General features: G+C 60.1%; 16 protein-coding genes. 9 read left to right on the top strand and 7 right to left on the bottom strand.

Annotated elements, in window-relative coordinates:
• Nucleotide 1: 1 nt before the first annotated feature.
• Nucleotides 2-433: a hypothetical protein gene (locus tag BLU28_RS08575; protein ID WP_004441969.1), complete on the bottom strand. Its 432-nt coding sequence runs from the start codon at nucleotides 431-433 to the stop codon at nucleotides 2-4.
• 139 nt (nucleotides 434-572) lie between these two features.
• Between BLU28_RS08575 and BLU28_RS08570 the strand changes: the two genes are divergently transcribed.
• The 6 genes from BLU28_RS08570 (at nucleotide 573) to BLU28_RS08545 (ending at nucleotide 7,388) form a co-directional block, all read left to right on the top strand.
• The gene (locus BLU28_RS08570) at nucleotides 573-2,432 is read left to right on the top strand and encodes a PHA/PHB synthase family protein (protein ID WP_077986275.1); all 1,860 of its coding nucleotides are present in this window, start codon (nucleotides 573-575) and stop codon (nucleotides 2,430-2,432) included.
• 224 nt (nucleotides 2,433-2,656) lie between these two features.
• Nucleotides 2,657-3,376: a DNA/RNA nuclease SfsA gene (sfsA, locus tag BLU28_RS08565; protein WP_004441973.1), complete on the top strand. Its 720-nt coding sequence runs from the start codon at nucleotides 2,657-2,659 to the stop codon at nucleotides 3,374-3,376.
• 31 nt (nucleotides 3,377-3,407) lie between these two features.
• A complete protein-coding gene (map, locus tag BLU28_RS08560; protein WP_006697403.1) occupies nucleotides 3,408-4,247 on the top strand; it encodes a type I methionyl aminopeptidase in 840 nt (279 codons plus the stop codon).
• A 13-nt stretch (nucleotides 4,248-4,260) separates the two neighbouring features.
• The gene (radC, locus tag BLU28_RS08555; RefSeq protein ID WP_004441977.1) at nucleotides 4,261-5,094 is read left to right on the top strand and encodes a RadC family protein; all 834 of its coding nucleotides are present in this window, start codon (nucleotides 4,261-4,263) and stop codon (nucleotides 5,092-5,094) included.
• Between the two features lie 136 nt (nucleotides 5,095-5,230).
• The gene (locus tag BLU28_RS08550) at nucleotides 5,231-5,653 is read left to right on the top strand and encodes a TadE/TadG family type IV pilus assembly protein (RefSeq protein ID WP_077986276.1); all 423 of its coding nucleotides are present in this window, start codon (nucleotides 5,231-5,233) and stop codon (nucleotides 5,651-5,653) included.
• 1 nt (nucleotide 5,654) lies between these two features.
• The gene (locus BLU28_RS08545) at nucleotides 5,655-7,388 is read left to right on the top strand and encodes a TadG family pilus assembly protein (RefSeq protein ID WP_034498925.1); all 1,734 of its coding nucleotides are present in this window, start codon (nucleotides 5,655-5,657) and stop codon (nucleotides 7,386-7,388) included.
• Nucleotides 7,389-7,550: 162 nt separating this feature from the next.
• On the opposite strand, the gene BLU28_RS08540 is transcribed toward BLU28_RS08545, so the two are convergent.
• Entirely contained in the window at nucleotides 7,551-8,927 is a 1,377-nt protein-coding gene (locus tag BLU28_RS08540; RefSeq protein WP_004441981.1) for a class II 3-deoxy-7-phosphoheptulonate synthase, read from the bottom strand.
• 528 nt (nucleotides 8,928-9,455) lie between these two features.
• On the opposite strand from BLU28_RS08540, the gene BLU28_RS08530 reads away from it, so the two are divergent.
• Nucleotides 9,456-10,361, top strand: coding sequence for a LysR family transcriptional regulator (locus BLU28_RS08530; protein ID WP_077986277.1), 906 nt, complete (start codon nucleotides 9,456-9,458; stop codon nucleotides 10,359-10,361).
• On the opposite strand, the gene gor is transcribed toward BLU28_RS08530, so the two are convergent.
• The 3 genes from gor to rpiA all read right to left on the bottom strand — a co-directional run bounded on the left by gor (nucleotide 10,358) and on the right by rpiA (nucleotide 13,167).
• On the bottom strand, nucleotides 10,358-11,746 hold the full coding sequence (gene gor / locus BLU28_RS08525) for a glutathione-disulfide reductase (RefSeq protein WP_037093218.1): 1,389 nt from the start codon (nucleotides 11,744-11,746) through the stop codon (nucleotides 10,358-10,360). The genes BLU28_RS08530 and gor overlap by 4 nt on opposite strands.
• 142 nt (nucleotides 11,747-11,888) lie before the next feature.
• A complete protein-coding gene (locus tag BLU28_RS08520; RefSeq protein WP_004441989.1) occupies nucleotides 11,889-12,455 on the bottom strand; it encodes a DUF2059 domain-containing protein in 567 nt (188 codons plus the stop codon).
• Between the two features lie 16 nt (nucleotides 12,456-12,471).
• Entirely contained in the window at nucleotides 12,472-13,167 is a 696-nt protein-coding gene (gene rpiA, locus BLU28_RS08515; protein ID WP_077986278.1) for a ribose-5-phosphate isomerase RpiA, read from the bottom strand.
• A 188-nt stretch (nucleotides 13,168-13,355) separates the two neighbouring features.
• Here rpiA and BLU28_RS08510 point away from each other — a divergent pair, with 188 nt between their 5' ends.
• Nucleotides 13,356-14,057 (top strand): HAD family hydrolase, encoded by a 702-nt coding sequence (locus tag BLU28_RS08510; RefSeq protein ID WP_035210905.1) that lies wholly within the window; start codon nucleotides 13,356-13,358, stop codon nucleotides 14,055-14,057.
• Between the two features lie 299 nt (nucleotides 14,058-14,356).
• Here the strand turns inward: BLU28_RS08510 and BLU28_RS08505 are convergent, their stop codons facing one another.
• Nucleotides 14,357-16,261 carry a L,D-transpeptidase family protein gene (locus BLU28_RS08505; protein WP_459166524.1) on the bottom strand — a complete coding sequence of 635 codons (1,905 nt, stop codon included), beginning with the start codon at nucleotides 16,259-16,261 and terminating at the stop codon, nucleotides 14,357-14,359.
• A 125-nt stretch (nucleotides 16,262-16,386) separates the two neighbouring features.
• Nucleotides 16,387-16,728, bottom strand: a complete 342-nt coding sequence (locus BLU28_RS25950) for a hypothetical protein (protein WP_135855988.1) — start codon at nucleotides 16,726-16,728, stop codon at nucleotides 16,387-16,389.
• Between BLU28_RS25950 and fumC the strand changes: the two genes are divergently transcribed.
• On the top strand, nucleotides 16,718-18,109 hold the full coding sequence (gene fumC, locus BLU28_RS08500) for a class II fumarate hydratase (protein WP_060942550.1): 1,392 nt from the start codon (nucleotides 16,718-16,720) through the stop codon (nucleotides 18,107-18,109). The two genes, BLU28_RS25950 and fumC, sit on opposite strands and share 11 nt — an antisense overlap.
• Nucleotides 18,110-18,234 lie beyond the last annotated feature (125 nt).

The following is an 18,234-nucleotide window of genomic DNA, read 5'->3' as shown; positions in this document are numbered from 1 at the left end:
GTCACTGCGATGCAGGCGTTGCAACCGGCTTCTGATTTTCTGCCAGCGCCCGCAGCTCGGCCACCCGGCGCTTATATTCGGCTTCCGATATCTGGCCGTTGCGCCGTGCCGCGCCGAGGCGAGACAGGCTCGATTCCATGGTTGAGGCTTCGTCGTCGCCCATCTGCGTGCCAGCGGCCGTCAGCGGCTGCGAGAACGTCGGATAGGTCCCGGTGTCGCGCTTCTGGCTTACCGCGGTGTCGCTGACCGGGCGAGGTCCGACGATTTCAGCCGTCGGACGGCGCATATGGGCGGGCGCGACAATCGGCTCGGGGGCCTTGCAGGCGGCAAGCGTGGTGACGAGCATGGCGCCGGAGAGCGAGAGGAACGCTATTCTTGCGGCGCTTTCCGCATATGTTCCCCATGTGCCGCATTTGCCCATGTGCTTGCCCATCGTCATGTTCCGCCTGTAAGGATATCTGCCGATATCGAATTCGACCGCGGTTCGGCCCTTTGCGGCCTCCCCTTGCTGGTGGAACTTGTATTCGTTTTCATGCAGAATGTGCAAACACAAATTTGGTGGAGGATGGTGCATGGCAGGTGTTGACGGCGGGGGCACGAAAAAGGGTGACAAAACGCCCGGCTTCGACGCCAGTTCCGCCGAGGCCTACCTGATCCGCGACCCCGAAACCTTCGCGATCAACATCGCACGCGCACTCGAAAACCTCGGCAAGGCTGCCGGTGAATGGCTGGCGCCACGCGAACGCGGCGAAATTCCGCAGACGAGCGCCGATCCCGTGACCGATCTGGTCAAGACGCTCTCCGATGTCGCCGAATATTGGATGGCCGAGCCGAAGCGGTCACTGGAAGCGCAGACCCATCTGCTGTCGAGCTATTACGATCTGTGGTCGAAATCGGTGGCGCAATTTTCCGGAGCCTCCGATTCGACCTCGGAGAAAACGGCCGAAAGCGGCCCTGCACAGCGCAGAAGCAAACGTTTTGCCGATGCCGACTGGCAGGCCAACCCGTTCTTCGATTTTCTTCTCAAGGCCTATCAGACGACCGTCGGTTTTGCAGACCGGATGGTGACGGAGGCGGAGGGGCTGGATGAGCACACCCGCACCAAGGCGCTGTTTTACATGCGGCAGGTGACAGAGGCGCTTTCTCCGGCCAATTTCGTCTTCACCAATCCGCAGGTCTTCCGCGAGACGGTAGCCTCCAGCGGCGCCAATCTCGTCAAGGGCATGGCGCAGCTGGCGGAGGATGTCGCGGCCGGAAACGGCCATCTGAAGCTTCGCCAGACCGATTACAGCAAATTCGTCATTGGCCAGAACATTGCCGTCACACCAGGCAAGGTCGTTGCGAAAAGCGCGCTTTGCGAAATCATCCATTACGAGCCGACGACGGAAAAGGTCTTCAAACGGCCGCTGCTGATCGTGCCGCCCTGGATCAACAAGTTCTACATTCTCGATCTCAACCCGCAGAAATCCTTCGTCGGCTGGTGCCTCGAACAGGGCCACAGCGTCTTCATGGTATCCTGGATCAACCCGGATGCCGGTCTGGCCGAAAAAGGCTGGGACGATTATATCAGCGAAGGCATCGACTTTGCGCTTGATACCATCGAGGAACGGACTGGCGAAAAGGAGATCAACGCCGTCGGTTATTGTGTCGGCGGCACGCTTTTGGCCTCGGCGCTGGCGCTGCATGCACAGCAGAACAATGAGCGCATCCGCAGCGCCACGCTGCTCGCCGCCCAGACCGATTTCATCCATGCCGGAGACCTCAAGGTCTTCGTGGACGAAGGTCAGCTGGACGCGCTCGACAGACACATGCAGGCCGTCGGTTATCTTGACGGTTCGATCATGGCCACCGTCTTCAACATGCTGCGCGCCTCCGATCTTATCTGGCCCTATGTGGTCGATAATTACCTGCGCGGCACCGAACCCCTGCCATTCGACCTGCTCTACTGGAACTCCGATTCCACCCGGGTGACGGCTGCCAGCCACTCGTACTATCTGCGCAACTGTTACCTCGAGAACAATCTCGCCCGCGGTCTGATGCGCGTTGCCGGCAAGCGCATCAATCTCGGCGACATCAACATACCCGTCTACGATCTCGCCACCCGCGATGACCATATCGCGCCCGCGAAATCGGTGTTCACGGGTGCTGCCCTGTTTGGCGGGCCGGTGGAATTCGTGCTCGGCGCTTCCGGCCACATTGCCGGCGTCGTGAACCCGCCGCAGCTCGAGAAGTATCAGTATTGGACGGGGCCATCACCAGCCGGAGACTTCGACGCCTGGCAGGCCGCCGCCACACCTCATAAGGGTTCGTGGTGGGTGCACTGGCAGAACTGGATCGAAAGCCAGAACGCCGAGAAGGTAAAGGCGCGGAAACCGGAGGACGGCAAGCGCCCGGTGCTCGGCGATGCGCCGGGAACCTATGTTCTTTTGTAGAATATCTGTGAAAAAGATGACCAGTACACGGCAGAAAGGCCTCTTCCACAGGCGTTCCCCGTCACCCTCATCCCCGTGCTTGTCACAGGAATCCAGTAGGCGCCGGTCTACGCGGCGAAAGACTTGCTTCAGCCCAAGGACTTGGGCTGGCTGGTTCTCTGTGACAAGCACAGGGATGAGGGACAAAAAGACCCTGCAAACACACAAGCTTACCTCAAGGCATCATGTTCTTCACGCCCCCGCTCGTTCCCGCAACGCTGATCTCCCGATACAAACGTTTCCTCTTCGACGCAGTTCTGGAAGACGGCACGGCGATCACCGGGTCCTGCCCCAACACCGGCTCCATGCGTGGGCTGACGACGCCGGGTTCCCGCATCTGGCTGTCGCAACATGACAGCCCCACCCGTAAATACCGTCATATGCTGGAAATGGTCGAGGCCGATGGCACCGTCGTCGGCATCAATACCGGCATGCCGAACCGGCTGGCGGAAGAGGCGATCCTGAACGGCCGTATCCCGGAACTCGCCGGCTATTCGATAATCCGCCGAGAACAGAAATACGGGCGCAATTCCCGCATTGATTTCCTGCTATCCGAACCCGGTCGGCCGGACGCCTATGTGGAAGTCAAGAACGTACATTTCATGCGCGAGAAGGGCCTTGCAGAATTCCCCGATACCGCCACCAAACGCGGCGCAAAGCATCTCGAGGAACTGGGCGATGCAGCGGAAGCCGGTCACCGGGCGGTGATGCTTTATCTCATCCAGCGCGGCGATTGCGACCGGATGCGCATCTGCGACGATCTCGATCCGGTCTATGCGCTGGCTTTCCAACGGGCAATGGCGCGGGGCGTGGAGGCTTATGCCGTGAAATGCGCGGTCACCCCGGCACAAATTTCAGTCAACGGAACGGTTAAGATGGACGAGTGGCGTCCGGCTGTTTTATGAACAGGGACGTAAAGAGACAGAAAGCACTATGATGGTCACCTATATCGACGCCGCCTCCGCCCCCCTCAAGAATACAGGCGTCATCCGCCTCTACACCCCTGAGGATTTCGACGGCATGCGCAAGGCGTGCCAGCTGACGGCGCGTTGTCTCGATGAACTCGCCGCAATCGTCAAGCCGGGTGTGACAACGGACGCCATTGACCGTTTCGTCTTCGAATTCGGCGCCGATCACGGCGCGCTGCCGGCAACGCTCAATTATCGTGGTTATACCAAATCCGTCTGCACTTCGATCAACCATGTGGTCTGCCACGGCATTCCCGATGAGAAGCCGCTGCGGGAAGGCGATATCGTCAACATCGATGTTACCTATGTGCTCGATGGCTGGCATGGCGATTCAAGCCGCATGTATCCGGTCGGCCAGATCAAGCGCGCTGCCGAGCGGCTGATGGAAGTGACCTATGAATGCCTGCTGCGTGGTATCGCGGCTGTAAAGCCCGGTGTGCGCACCGGCGCGATCGGCGCGGCGATCCAGACCTATGCGGAAGCCGAACGTTGCTCGGTGGTGCGCGATTTCTGCGGGCACGGCGTTGGGCGGCTGTTCCACGATACGCCAAACATCCTGCATTACGGCCGTCCGGACGAAGGCCCGGAAATCCGGGAAGGCATGATCTTCACCATCGAGCCCATGATCAATCTTGGCAAACCACATGTGAAAGTGCTTTCCGACGGCTGGACGGCGGTGACGCGCGACCGTTCGCTGTCCGCCCAATATGAACACGCCGTTGGCGTCACGGCCACCGGCTGCGAGATCTTCACGCTGTCGCCCGGCGGCTTCGACCGTCCGGGCCTGCCGCCGCTTACCCCTTCATAAGGCCAGACCGCCCATGGCAAGACGCCCCGCCCCGCCTCCCGCCGAGCTTTCCACGACGTCCGGCTTTCAGGCGGGCGAAGGCGATCTCTTCGAAGGGGCGGACGAGCGCGGTTTTTTCGCCGAGCCGCGAAATGCGGTGAAGAAGCCGGTGCCTGTCATCGAACCGCCGGCGGATGCCGCCCATTATCATGGTCACCGGGACCGGCTGCGGGCGCGGTATCGCGATGGCGGCGACGCGGCGCTCGCCGATTATGAGTTGCTGGAGCTTTTACTGTTCCGGCTGATACCGCGGCGCGACACAAAGCCCATCGCCAAGGCGCTCCTTGCCCGTTTCGGCACGCTGGGCGGTGTACTCGGTGCACCTCTGCCGCTGTTGCAGGAGGTGAAGGGCGTGGGCGAAGCCGTGGCGTTCGACCTGAAGCTCGTCGCCTCCGTTTCCCAGCGCATGCTGAAAAGCGAAATCCGCAACAAGCAGGTTCTGAGTTCCTGGTCCTCGGTCATCGATTATTGCCACGCCGCCATGGCCCATGAAACGCGCGAACAGTTCCGCATCCTGTTCCTCGATAAGCGCAATGTCCTCATCGCCGACGAAGTGCAGGGGCACGGGACCGTGGACCATACACCGGTCTATCCCCGCGAAGTGGTGCGCCGCGCTCTCGAACTATCCGCTACCGCCTTGATTTTAATCCACAATCACCCGAGCGGCGACCCGACACCTTCGCGTGCGGATATCGAGATGACCAAGACCATCATCGATACGGCAAAGCCGCTCGGTATCGCCGTCCACGACCATATCATCATCGGCAAGGATGGCCACGCCAGCTTCAAGGGCCTGCGCCTGATCTGAAGCAGACGCGAAGGTTTACACAGGCCTGCAACCCATAAGCGCACGTCAACACAAAATTAACACCTATAAATTAGCATTTCCGAAAATAATAAATCAAGGCATCGAACCTTGGTGCCTTAAGGAACGGGGGTGCTTTATGCGTAATGCAGTGCGTTTCCTTCGCGATCGGTCCGGCTCGAACGCTGTCGAGTTCGCCATTGTCGCGCCAATCTTCTTTCTCGTCCTCCTGACCATGATTGCCTACGGCATTTATCTGATGGCGGCCTATTCGGTGCAGCAGATCGCCGCCGACGCGGCAAGAACGGCGGTCGCCGGTCTTAACACAACCGAGCGCCAGCAGCTCGCCCGGGACTTCGTCGCCAAGAGCGATCTCGGCTACGCCTTCCTGGATAAAAGACACTTCACGGTCAACGTCGCCACTGATCCCGCCAATGCCAACCAGTTCACGGTGAAAGTCGAATATGACGCCCGTGATCTGCCGATCTGGAGCCTCTACAGCTACACCCTGCCCGAGCCGGTCATCCGGCGTTTTTCCACCATCCGGATCGGAGGAGCATGACATGAGGACCATCCATTCCCTGCTCTCCGGATTCCTGAGGGATCGCGCCGGCAACATCGCCATCTCCGCCGGCCTGACGGCGCCGCTTTTTATCGGCATCCTGGCGATTGGCGTCGATTACGGTTATCTGACCCTGCAGAAGCGGCAATTGCAGCAAACCGCCGATCTCGCGGCCATTTCGGCAGCAGCCAACGTCACCGACGCCGAAAAGACGGTGCAGCAATATTTTGCACTCAACGGCCTGGACCTCGGCGTCAGGACGGCGCAGGGGCTGCTAACGCCAACCGGGCTGCAGCCTTTCGATCCCCGGAATGAGTTTGCCAAAACCCACGGCTACGCCGAGGTTGTCAAAGGCCATTATGAACCGGATGCCAGCCTCCCGGTCGGACAGCGGTTCGTCGAAAACGCCCAGCCGACCAATGCGGTGAAAGTAAACATCTTCGAAAAGGGCCAGATCTTCTTCGCTTCGGCCTTTACAACGCCGCCAAGGATTTCGGCCGCCGGAACCGCCTCGTCTCAGAAAGTCGCCGCATTCTCGGTGGGATCGCGGCTTGCCAGCCTCAATGACGGCCTCCTGAACAGCCTGCTCGGCGGTCTGCTCGGCACCACGGTCTCGCTCAAGCTCATGGACTATCAGGCCCTCGTCGATGCCGATGTCAACGCGCTGCATGTCGTCGAAGCTCTAGCGATCGATCTTGGCCTCACCGCCGGCACCTACAAGGACGTGCTGCAGACGGAGATTACCTACGGCAAGTTCCTGAACGCGCTGACGAAAACGACGGGCCTGCAGCCAGCCGTCGTCACCGTTTTGAAGACATTGGAAAAAACCGCCGGCAAGAGCAACATCAAGCTCAAGCTAGAAGAAATCGTCAATCTCGGTCCCTTCACCGAAAAGCTCATTGGCAGCGGGGAAAATCTCAAGGTCAATGCCAGCGTCTTCGACCTTCTCAATGCCGCAGCCGTTGCCGGTAATGGCGGCAACCAGCTGGCGCTTGATCTCGGCGCTAATGTTCTCGGCCTCGCCTCGGCCAAGGTGACACTCGCCATCGGCCAGCCGCCGGTCGAAACGCCTTCGCTCGCCGTTGGCGGCCAGGGCACCGTGGTCCGTACCGCCCAGACCCGCCTTGCGGTCAATGTCGTGGTGGATGGGCTCCAGGCAATCGCCGGCCTCAAGGTCAATGTCCCGCTTTATGTGGAAGTCGCCCACGCGGAAGCCCGGCTTGCGGACATTCGCTGCACGGGCGGCGGACAGGGAACCGTTGATGTCGAAGTTGTTCCCGGCGTTGCAGAAATTGCACTTGGCAATGTCGATACCACGGCCTTCGCCAATTTCGGACGGGACCCGCGCGTGACAAAGGCGGCAATCGTGGATTCTGCCCTGCTTGCCGTCAACGGCAGCGCCCTCATCAACGCCACCAACATGACGAAGACCAAGCTGACCTTCACGCAGCTGGATATTGCCCAGGGCAAGATCAAGAGCGTCTCCACGAAGGATACCGTCACGACGCTCGTCAGCTCGCTGCTGAAGAACCTTGATCTCGACATCAGGATTCTCTTCCTCAACCTTGGCGGCCTCGGCGTCATCCAGACGGCGCTCGCCAACACGCTGTCCCTCGTCACCGCACCGGTTGATACGCTGCTTTACAACACGCTTCTGGTTCTCGGCGTCAAGATCGGCGAAGCCGATGTTCGTGTTACCGATGTCCGCTGCCAGCAGCCGGCTCTGGTACAGTAAGCCTATAGCCACAGATAAAAATAGCCGCCGGAAATCCGGCGGCTTTATCATTACCAGAGGCTGAAGCGCGAGCGGGAGCCTCACACTCCCGAAGCCGGACCAGATCTTCAGTCCGGCACGATCAGACCTCGCGCAAGCGCAGAGAGACTTTCAGCTCTTCCATCAAGCGCTGGCGATTGCCAGGCGCTTCTCGTCGCGCCCGCTTTTCATGCGCTCTGACAGCAGGAACGCCAGTTCCAGTGCTTGATCGGCATTGAGGCGCGGGTCGCAATGGGTGTGGTAACGGTCGGACAACGAATCCGCCGTCACGGCGCGCGCGCCACCCGTGCACTCCGTCACGTCCTTGCCGGTCATCTCGATATGGATGCCGCCCGGATGCGTGCCTTCGGCGCGGTGGATCTGGAAGAAGCTTTCGACCTCCGACAGGATACGCTCGAACGGGCGCGTCTTGTAGTGGTTGAGCGTGATCGTGTTGCCATGCATCGGATCGCAGGACCAGACGACCTTGCGGCCTTCCTTCTCGACAGCACGGATGAGCTTCGGCAGGCTGTCCGCCACCTTGTCATGGCCGAAACGGCAAATCAGCGTCAGACGGCCGGCCTCGTTTGCCGGGTTCAGTGCGTCGATCAGCTCGATCAGATTGTCGGGCGTCAGCGACGGACCACATTTCAGGCCGATCGGGTTCTTGATGCCGCGGAAATACTCCACATGCGCATGGTCGAGCTGACGCGTGCGGTCACCGATCCAGATCATGTGGCCCGACGTGGCGTACCAGTCACCAGAGGTGGAATCGATACGGGTCAAGGCTTCTTCGTAACCAAGCAGCAACGCCTCATGGCTGGTGAAGAAGTCGGTCTCGCGCAGGCTCGGATTGCTGTCCGCGCTGATGCCGATGGCCTTCATGAAGTCCATGGTTTCGGAGATTCGGTCGGCCAGCTTGCGGTAACGGTCGGCCTGCGGGCTGTCCTTAATGAAGCCGAGCATCCACTGGTGAACGTTTTCGAGGTTGGCATAACCGCCCATTGCGAAAGCGCGGAGCAGGTTCAGCGTCGCCGCCGACTGGCGATAGGCGTCGAGCTGACGCTCCGGGCTCGGAATGCGCGAGGCTTCGTTGAATTCGATGCCGTTGATGATGTCACCGCGGTAGGACGGCAGCGTCACGCCATCCTGCACTTCCACGTTGGAAGAGCGCGGCTTGGCGAACTGGCCGGCAATGCGTCCCACCTTTACGACTGGCAGCTGTGCGCCATAGGTCAGCACCACGGCCATCTGCAGGAAGGCACGGAAGAAGTCACGGATATTGTCCGCGCCGTGCTCGAGGAAGCTCTCGGCGCAATCGCCGCCCTGCAGCAGGAAGGCGTTGCCTTCCGCCACATTGGCAAGCTGCTTCTTGAGGCGGCGGGCCTCACCGGCAAATACCAGCGGCGGATAGGTTGCAAGCGTGGCTTCCGTTGCCGCAAGCGCTGCCGCATCAGGATATTCGGGAACCTGCTGGATCGGTTTCTGCCGCCAGCTGCCGGGGGTCCAATTCTGTGCCATGTTCTTACCCTTCTTTCGACCGCGCAAGCGCCGCGCGACCGCCTCGGAAATTTGAGCGGCTTATAGCTCCAAGCACAGGCTTTGCATAGACATCCGCGCGCCGCCCGCCCTCTTTCGGACCGTTTTGATCCGCCATGAAGGAGAAAAATGATTTCAAACGATTTAAATAGTTTCCGTGGATGGTTGCCCATCCCTCCGAAGTCACCGACTTCCGGGCTTGATGCAGAGATATCGGCGCAGGGAATGGGGCAGATGCAAGAGAAACACCACAAGCCGGTCCAGTGGCGAGCAAGGCCAGTTCTCCCATTCGGAAACACACCCGCCTCTTCCGTGGCGGATTTCCATGTGTCTAATCTTCTCCATAAGGAACATGGTTTCGGGTAACATGTCTGTCTCCTTTGTTGGAGACGAGTTAGGTTGCGCCCTGCAGCAAGCATAGAGGCAGGACTGAAAGACCCGTTTCATATCTGAACGGAGAAGACAGGCCCTGATGCGGCTAAGATGCTGCCATGATGTGGAGAGGATGCCGTGACAGAAGTGGACTGGGACGAGTTGAGGCTTTTCGACATTGTCGCCACAGAGGGCGGCCTCGCCGGCGCGGCGGGTAAAGCCGGGCTCAGTGCGCCGACGATTGGCCGAAAGATGATGCTTCTTGAACGCAAAATGGGGCGAACGCTCTTTATTCGGAGTCAGAACGGATACCGGCTCGCACCGGACGGCCAGGTCCTGTTCGAGAAGGTAAGGTCCATGCGCAACAGCGCGGCGGAAATCACTCAATGGCACAGCGACGCTTTTTCGCTACCGATCGTTTCTCTGTCGAGTGACATCTGGATTGCCGGATTCATAGCCACCAATGCGGCGGCCATTCGCGGCCCGTCGGACGCTTTCCGCCTGTGCTGCAAGCAATGTGAGAATGACGACGAGTTGACCTACAAGCGCGGCATGATCGCGATCAGGCACGTCAGGCCAGCCGCCGGGAATTTCGCCGTCCGGAAATCGGTCGACGTTGCCTATTGCGCCTATCGCGCGCGCGACAGCTCAGGCAAGAATGTTGAGCAATGGATTTCGATCGGCACCGAGGTCGCGAAATCCGACGCCGAAAAATGGGTGTTCCGGCATCGGGAACCGCTGATCCACACCTGGACGAATGCCCCTGCCCTTTTGCCGAGCCTGATCCAGAGCGGGGCCGGAAAAGGCGTCCTGCCCTGCTTTATTGGTGACAACGTCCCCGGCCTCGTCCGCGACGGCGAGATCATCGAGGAACTGTCCCATCCGCTCTGGATCATCGTCAACGACGACGACCGGCACGCCCCGGAAATGCGGCTCGCCATAGATCGCCTCGTCGCTCTCCTGAAGGGCAACGAGGCGTTATTCGATGGCAGCCGCCATTATCAGGCAGAGACGAGCTGGAAGCCGGAGCGGAAGATGAGCTAGACCCGCTCGCCGTTTACGACGCGATAGCTCGGCGAATACATTGTCACCAGTTCCTCTGCCGCCGTTGGGTGAACGGCCATGGTGCGGTCGAAGTCATCCTTCGTGCAGCCGGCTTTCAGCGTGATGCCGAGAAGCTGCGCCATCTCGCCGGCCTCATGGCCGAGGATATGCACGCCGACGACCTTGCGGTCAGCGGCATTGACGATCAGCTTCATGATCGTTTTCTCCTGACGGCCAGATAGCGTCGCCTTCATCGGACGGAACTGGGCGCGATAGACTTCCAGTTCCGGGTATTTCTTGCCGGCTTCCTCTTCCGAAAGGCCGACAGTGCCGATTTCCGGCTGCGAGAATACCGCCGTCGCAATCAGCTCGTGATCCGGCTTGGTCGGGTTGTTCTTGTATTCCGTCTCGATGAAGCACATCGCCTCGTGGATCGCCACCGGCGTCAGTTGTACCCGGTCGGTGACGTCGCCAAGTGCGAAGATGCTGGGCACGTTCGTGCGCGAATAATCGTCAACGACGATCGCGCCGCGGGCGTCCACCTCCACACCGGCATTCTCGAGACCGAGCCCCTTGGTATTCGGATCGCGGCCAAGCGCCAGCATCACCAGGCCCACATGCAGCGAAGCGCCCTGCTTGGTGCGGGCCACGAAACCGCCGGCGCCGTCCTTGCTGACTTCCTCGATGATGTCTTCCAGAATGATGCGGATGCCCTTGGCCTCCATCGCCTCATGCAGGCCCTTGCGCATATCCTGATCGAAGCGCGACAGGATTTCCTTGCCGCGATAGATCAATGTCGTTTCAACGCCGAGCCCGTGGAAGATATTGGCGAATTCCACCGCGATGTAACCGCCGCCGGCAATCAGGATCGATTTCGGCAGCTCCTCGAGATCGAAAGCCTCGTTGGACGAAATCGTCAACTCGTGGCCGGGCAGCGCCTTGTGTTCGTTCGGCGTGCCGCCGACAGCGATGACGATACGCTCGGCGGTGAAGGTTTCGCCGGTTTTCGTCAGCTTGACGGTATGGGCATCCACGAGTTCCGCCCGGCTGTCGAAAATATCGGCCTTGGCGTTTTCCAGACCCTTACGGTAGAGCCCTTCGAGACGGGTGATTTCCTTGTCCTTCGCCGCGATCAGCTTTTTCCAGTCGAAGCTGCGCTCGCCGACGCTCCAGCCGAAACCTTCAGAATCCTCGAAATGCTCGGGGAACTGCGAGGCGTAGACGAACAGCTTCTTCGGCACGCAGCCGCGGATGACGCAAGTGCCGCCATAGCGGTATTCCTCGGCGATCGCCACGCGCTTGCCGAGCGAGGCAGCCACACGGCCGCTGCGCACGCCGCCGGAACCGCCACCGATGACGAAGAGATCGTAGTCATAAGCTGTCATAGTCAAAACCCCTGATCAAAACCGCCATCAGCCGCAAACGGGCAGCGGTGCATTCACGCCCACATATAGGTGCTGCGGCGCACAAATGAAAAGCCCGGTCTTGCGGCCGGGCTTTGAATATTTCTGAACCTGGAAAAGCGCCTTATGGCTTGGCAGCCGGAGCGCCACCCGTGGCATTGTGATCCGCGGGAAGCGGCTTCAGATCAGCGCCGGCGACCTTCTGCAGTTCGGTCATGCTGGCAGCGTTGAGATCGCGGTTGATACCGGCGGCCCAGATATCGGCAGCCTTCATCAGTTCGCGGGTCGCAATCGGGCCGTCCTTCAACAGCTTCTTGCCAGCTTCGCTGCTGTAGAAGGTGGAGATGGCGTTCAGTTCCTCGACCGAAAAAGCACGTGCATAGGTCAGCGCGGCCTCACGCTCGAGATCGGCGCGGCGCGGTGCAAGCTCAAGCGCCTTGGCGTCAACCGTCGCGGTGATCGCATCCTGAACATTCGGCGAAGCCTGAATAAGTTCGGCCTTCAGACGTTCGGCCAGTCCCGGCAGAATGTCGTCGAAACGGTCGGTAACGCCAAGAGAGGCGATCGCCTGCCGCGCGGCAGCAACATGCGCTTCGGAAATTTCCTGGGCGCGTGCGGCAGTACCGAACACGATGCCGGAAATGAGGATCGAAGCAGCGGCAGCTTTGCCCAGTCCCGCTAGTTTGATCATGAAAATCTCGCTCCTGTTATACTGCCTGCATCACGCGGGCGCCTTCAGGGCCAGCGATAATGGCAAGCGATGCCAAATTTATGAAAAGTCCGTGCTCGACGACACCGGGAATCGTGTTCAGCTCGCGTGCTAGCGCTTCTGCATCAGGAATACGGCCAAAAGATGCGTCGAGAATAAGGTGTCCGCCATCCGTCATGAAGACGCCGTCACCGGAAGAGCGAAGCTTCAACTCACCCGACAGGCCGCACCGCGATGCCAACTTTTCGATGGCGATGCGGGTCGCAACCTGGCCAAACGGATTGATCTCGATGGGCAGAGGAAAGGCGCCCAGCGTCTCCACAACCTTGCTCTGGTCGGCGATGACGATCACGCGTGCGGATGCCGCCGCGACGATCTTCTCGCGCAGCAGTGCACCGCCGCCGCCCTTGACGAGCCGCAACGCGTGGTCAACCTCATCCGCACCGTCAATGGTCAGATCCAGTTCCGGCAATTCATCGAGAGATTTCAGCGGCACGCCAAGCTCGACGCACAGACGCGCGGTGCGCTCGGATGTCGGCACGCCCTCGACCTTGAGGCCGGCGGCGACCTTCTCGGCCAGAAGCCGGACGAATTCCTCGGCCGTCGAACCCGTGCCGATACCGAGCCGCATCCCATCCTGTACATGGGACAATGCGGCCTCGGCGGCCTTGATTTTCATCTGGCGGGCATCCATGTGCCTGAAACTCCGGTAGCTTTGTCGTCGCCGTGCTGTTTACACGGGTCGAAAGCCAAACGAAAGCCTTTTTCAAGGCAACGAACAGAACGTTGTGATGCGGTTGCAAAGACAGGTGGCTTTGCCTAGGCTTGGCGCGAATGAAAGCATGAATAGCTCAGCCCCGCATTCTACAAGAGGCCGTTTCCGTGACATCCCGCCCGCTCTCCCCGCTCGCCATTTTCGATCTCGACGGTACGCTGGTCGATACCGCCGCTGATCTCGTCTCGAGCCTCAACCATACCATTGCCGCCGCCGGGCTTGCGCCCGTCACCTACGACGACCTGACGCATCTCGTCGGCCAGGGCGCGCGGGTCATGATCAAGCGGGCCTTTGCACTGCGCGAAACGGAGCTGCCGGAAGCCGAAATCGATCCGCTCTACGAACGCTTCATCACCCATTACCGCGCTGAAATGCCCGGCGAAAGCCGCCCCTACCCCGGCATCGTCAAAACGCTGGATGCGCTTTCGCAATCCGGCATCACGCTTGCCGTCTGCACCAACAAGACCGCAGTCCTCGCTGTACCGCTGCTCGACAAACTCGGCCTTACGCCGTATTTCGCGGCCATCACCTGTGGCGACACGTTCGAATTCCGCAAGCCGGACGCGCGCCATATCTTGGGGACCATCGAAAGGGCTGGCGGCGATATCAGGCGCACGGTCATGGTCGGCGACAGCATCAACGATATCCTCGCCGCGAAAAACGCCAACGTGCCCTCCATCGGCGTCACTTTCGGTTACACGGATGTACCGATGGCCGAGCTGAAGCCGGATGTAGTAATCGATAATTTTGATGCGCTGACACCGACATTGTTCGAGAAGCTGATTGCAAGGGGTGCGGCCGCGGCTTGAGAGACTGAGCGACAAACGCAAGGAAACGGCACTTTCGACATCAATGAGAGCTAAACGACTTCCCTGCCGTCCGTCATGCCGGACTTGATCCGGCATCCAGCCACGGCGTGTCTGCGCCGTGAAAGGAGCCTTTGCAATCAAGGACTTGATCGCGCTGGACCCCGGATCAGGTCCGGGGTGACGGAGTACCCATTTACGCCCAACATCCCTGACAGGGTCTGCAGCCGAACTACTCCAAAACCGATCCATAAAACAAAAAAAGCGCCGTCTCCGGCGCTTTTCTTTTGAATAGACCCCAATCAGATCGAGCTGGCCCTTGCCTTCGTCGTCACCGCAAAGGCCTTCTGCACGTAGCTGTCGCGATCATAGACATCATCGAAGAACTGGACCTTGCCGTCCTTATCCGGCCAGGCGGTGAAATAGGCCACATAAACCGGAATCTTTTCCGGCACCTGCACGGCGCGGTTCTTGCCTGACGCAATCTGCTCGCCAACCTTGTCAACGCTGGTGCCGAGAACGGCAGCCGCCATGCGGCGCGGGTCGACCAGGCGGATACAGCCGTGGCTCAGCGCCCGCATGTCGCGGTTGAAGAAGCTTTTGGCCGGCGTGTCATGCATGTAGATGGCATGTGCGTTGGGGAAGAGGATTTTCAGGTCGCCCAGCGCATTGTCGCTGCTCGGCGGCTGGCGCACGGAAACGGCGTTGGTCGAGCCATACCAGTTGACGCTGGAGGATGACACGGCGCGCCCATTCACCTGCACTTCGTAACCCAGGCGATCGAGGTATGATGGGTCACGGCGCAGCTTCGGCAGCATCTCGTTGATGATGATCGACTGCGGTACGCCCCAATAGGGGTTGAACTCGACGGTCTGAATCTCGTCCTGGAAGAAATAGGTCTGGTTGGCCTTGGAGCCGACCACGACCTTCATGCCGAACTGTTCGACGCCATCATTGTGGTAATAGGCCATGAAGGCGGGCTGGTTGATGAAGACGTAACGCTGGCCGAGATCGGCCGGCAGCCAGCGGATCTGCTCCATGGCCACCTGCACCTTGGCGATCTTCGCGTCGTTGCTTTCGCCGACCATGGCGCGCACGGTCGCACGACCGATGACGCCATCCGCCTTCAGGCCATTTTCGCTCTGGAACGCCTTCACCAGATCGACGAGATCGGGCGTGTAATCCGGCGTCTGCTGGTAAGCGGAGATCGTTGCGGCATGTTCCGCCTTGAAGGCGGGAGAAGCCCGATGTTCGATAGCCTTGACGACACTCGCCATGTCAGCGCTGCTGTTGCCGGGCTTCAGCACCAGATCGGCGGGAACACGAACGACATGGGCGGCATCGCCCTCGCCACGCAGGCGGGCAAGCTCTGCCTTCAGCGCCTGATACTCGGCGCTGGAGGGCTCGCGGCTGCGCAGATAAGCGGCCACATCTGGGCTAAGGCCAGCAAGCTTCAGCACGGGAGCGAGGTTCACCGTCTTGCGCTTGAAATCATGGTAACCGGACAGCCGGTTCGGATCGACGCGGCCACGGGTCGTATCCTGCACATAGGCGAGAACCTTGGCGGACAGCGCCAGCTCGAACTGCATCTGCGCCCGCTGATAGGCATCGGAAACAGGCGCCGAAGCCGTCTCGACCGGTGTGCCGTTCGATGTGGTGCCGGCAACATTGCTGCTGATACTCGCAGTCACATCCTTGGCCGGTGCGGAAATGCTGTAATCGGCGGGATCGAGACCGCTTTCGCCAACCGTCTCCAGGAAAGCGATGGCGGCGTTGGCGCGCTCGGTCAGTTCGCCACCGGATACCCACAACGTCTTGCCGCCAGCGCCGTAATAAGCCTCAAGCGCCTTGGCGATCTCGGGCGTGGCGCTGAACTTGAGATTGGCAAGGCCTTCGCCGAAATTCGCGGTGTTCACCGCCCGGGCTGTATCCGCCTTGTAATCATAATAGCGTGGGCCGGAAACGCGGGGCAAAGGCTCGGGATCGGAAGCATCAGCACTCTGACCGGCACCCGATCCGGAGCCGGATGGCGAGGTGACGATGCCGGCCGGCGGCAACTCGCCGCGATCCCGCGCGATCTTGCCGGGCCCGCCGCGCAGGAGGTCCATCAGGGTCACCGCACCGGCGCTGCCGGGAAGAGCGGTGGAAACGGAAAGACCGAGAGCCAGCACCAGTGCTGCCGATGATTTTCCAGATGTGACTTGCAATTTGATCCTCGTAGCACCCAGCACCACCGGCAAAAACGGCGGGCATTAGTTTCATGCCTGTCTAGCCGATCAACGGCCTGTTGAAAAGAAAACGCCCAAAGCTCAAAATCGTGCCGAAATGAACCTCATAATACAGCCAAAGCCGTAAAAACGTAATTTCCAGAATTGGCGAGAATGGTTAAATTTCTATTTATTTCATTCACTTTGCTTTGAGCGCCCGCCCCGGTACAAGCCCGGTTTTCCTGCCTTTTCATGACGTAGTAAAAATGCCACGCGGCCGGGTTTTTCGCCTTGCTGCATTCGCTGCAGGCAAATCGCCGCGCAACGACGGGAAATATCTTCCCGCGCCGCATTGCAGCGGCTTTCTTTGCCGCCGCGATGATTCTATATATCGGCCGCGCAAGGCGGGCGAAGGCGCCGTTTTGGCGGAGGAACACGAGTAAAAAGGCAAGATTGATGACAGCCACACGGACGGAAACCGATACATTTGGCCCTATTGAAGTTCAGGCCGATCGCTACTGGGGCGCGCAGGCGCAGCGCTCGCTCGGCAACTTCAAGATCGGCTGGGAAAAGCAGCCCGCCTCTGTCGTTCGCGCGCTCGGCATCGTCAAGCAGGCCGCCGCCCGCGCCAACATGGCGCTCGCCGGCCTCGACCCAAAGATCGGTGAAGCCATCATCGCCGCCGCACAGGAAGTCATCGACGGCAAGCTGACCGAACATTTCCCGCTCGTCGTCTGGCAGACCGGCTCCGGCACCCAGTCCAACATGAACGCCAATGAGGTGATTTCCAACCGCGCAATCGAGATGCTCGGCGGCGAAATGGGCAGCAAGAAGCCGGTTCATCCCAACGACCACGTCAACATGAGCCAGTCTTCGAACGATACCTATCCGACGGCGATGCACATCGCCTGCGTCGAGCAGATCGTTCACCACCTGCTGCCGAGCCTGAGGCACCTGCATCAGGCGCTGGAAGCCAAGGTCAAGCAGTTCGAAAAGATCATCAAGATCGGCCGCACCCACACGCAGGATGCAACGCCGCTGACGCTCGGCCAGGAATTCTCCGGTTACGCCGCGCAGGTCGCCTCCGCCATCGCCAACATCGAAACCACCCTGCCTGCGCTTTCCAAGCTCGCCCAGGGCGGCACGGCCGTCGGCACGGGCCTCAATGCCCCTGTTGGTTTTGCCGAAAAGGTGGCCGAGGAAATTTCGAAGATCACCGGCCTTTCCTTCGTCACCGCGCCGAACAAGTTCGAAGCGCTTGCCTCGCATGATTCCATGGTCTTCTCGCATGGCGCGATCAACGCGGCAGCAGCGGCACTCTTCAAGATCGCCAACGACATCCGCTTCCTCGGCTCCGGCCCCCGCGCCGGTCTCGGCGAACTCTCGCTGCCGGAAAACGAGCCCGGCTCGTCCATCATGCCGGGCAAGGTCAACCCTACCCAGTCGGAAGCACTGACGCAGGTTTGCGCCCACATCTTCGGCAACAATGCAGCGCTCTCCTTCGCCGGTTCGCAGGGCCACTTCGAGCTCAACGTCTATAACCCGATGATGGCCTATAACTTCCTGCAGTCCGTCCAGCTTCTGGGCGACGCGGCCGTCTCTTTCACCGACAATTGCGTCGTCGGCATCGAGGCCCGCGAAGACAACATCAAGAAGGGGGTCGAAAACTCTCTGATGCTCGTCACTGCACTGAACGGCAAGCTCGGCTACGACATCTGCGCCAAGATCGCCAAGACCGCCCACAAGAACGGCACGACCCTGCGCGAGGAAGCCGTTGGTGGCGGATACCTCACCAACGAGGAATTCGACCAGTATGTGCGCCCGGAGAACATGATCGGGCCGAAGTAAGCCTGTTTGAATTTTGGTGGAATGCAAAACGGGCCTTCGGGCCCGTTTTTTTGTTTGCTCAACTAAAGACAAGCCCATTCCGAACGAATCTCAGGATGGTCAGTCGGGGAAGAGTTCTCCGTCAT

Source organism: Agrobacterium pusense (genome assembly GCF_900102105.1).
Taxonomy (GTDB): domain Bacteria; phylum Pseudomonadota; class Alphaproteobacteria; order Rhizobiales; family Rhizobiaceae; genus Agrobacterium; species Agrobacterium pusense.
This window is presented reverse-complemented; position numbering and strand designations above follow the sequence as displayed.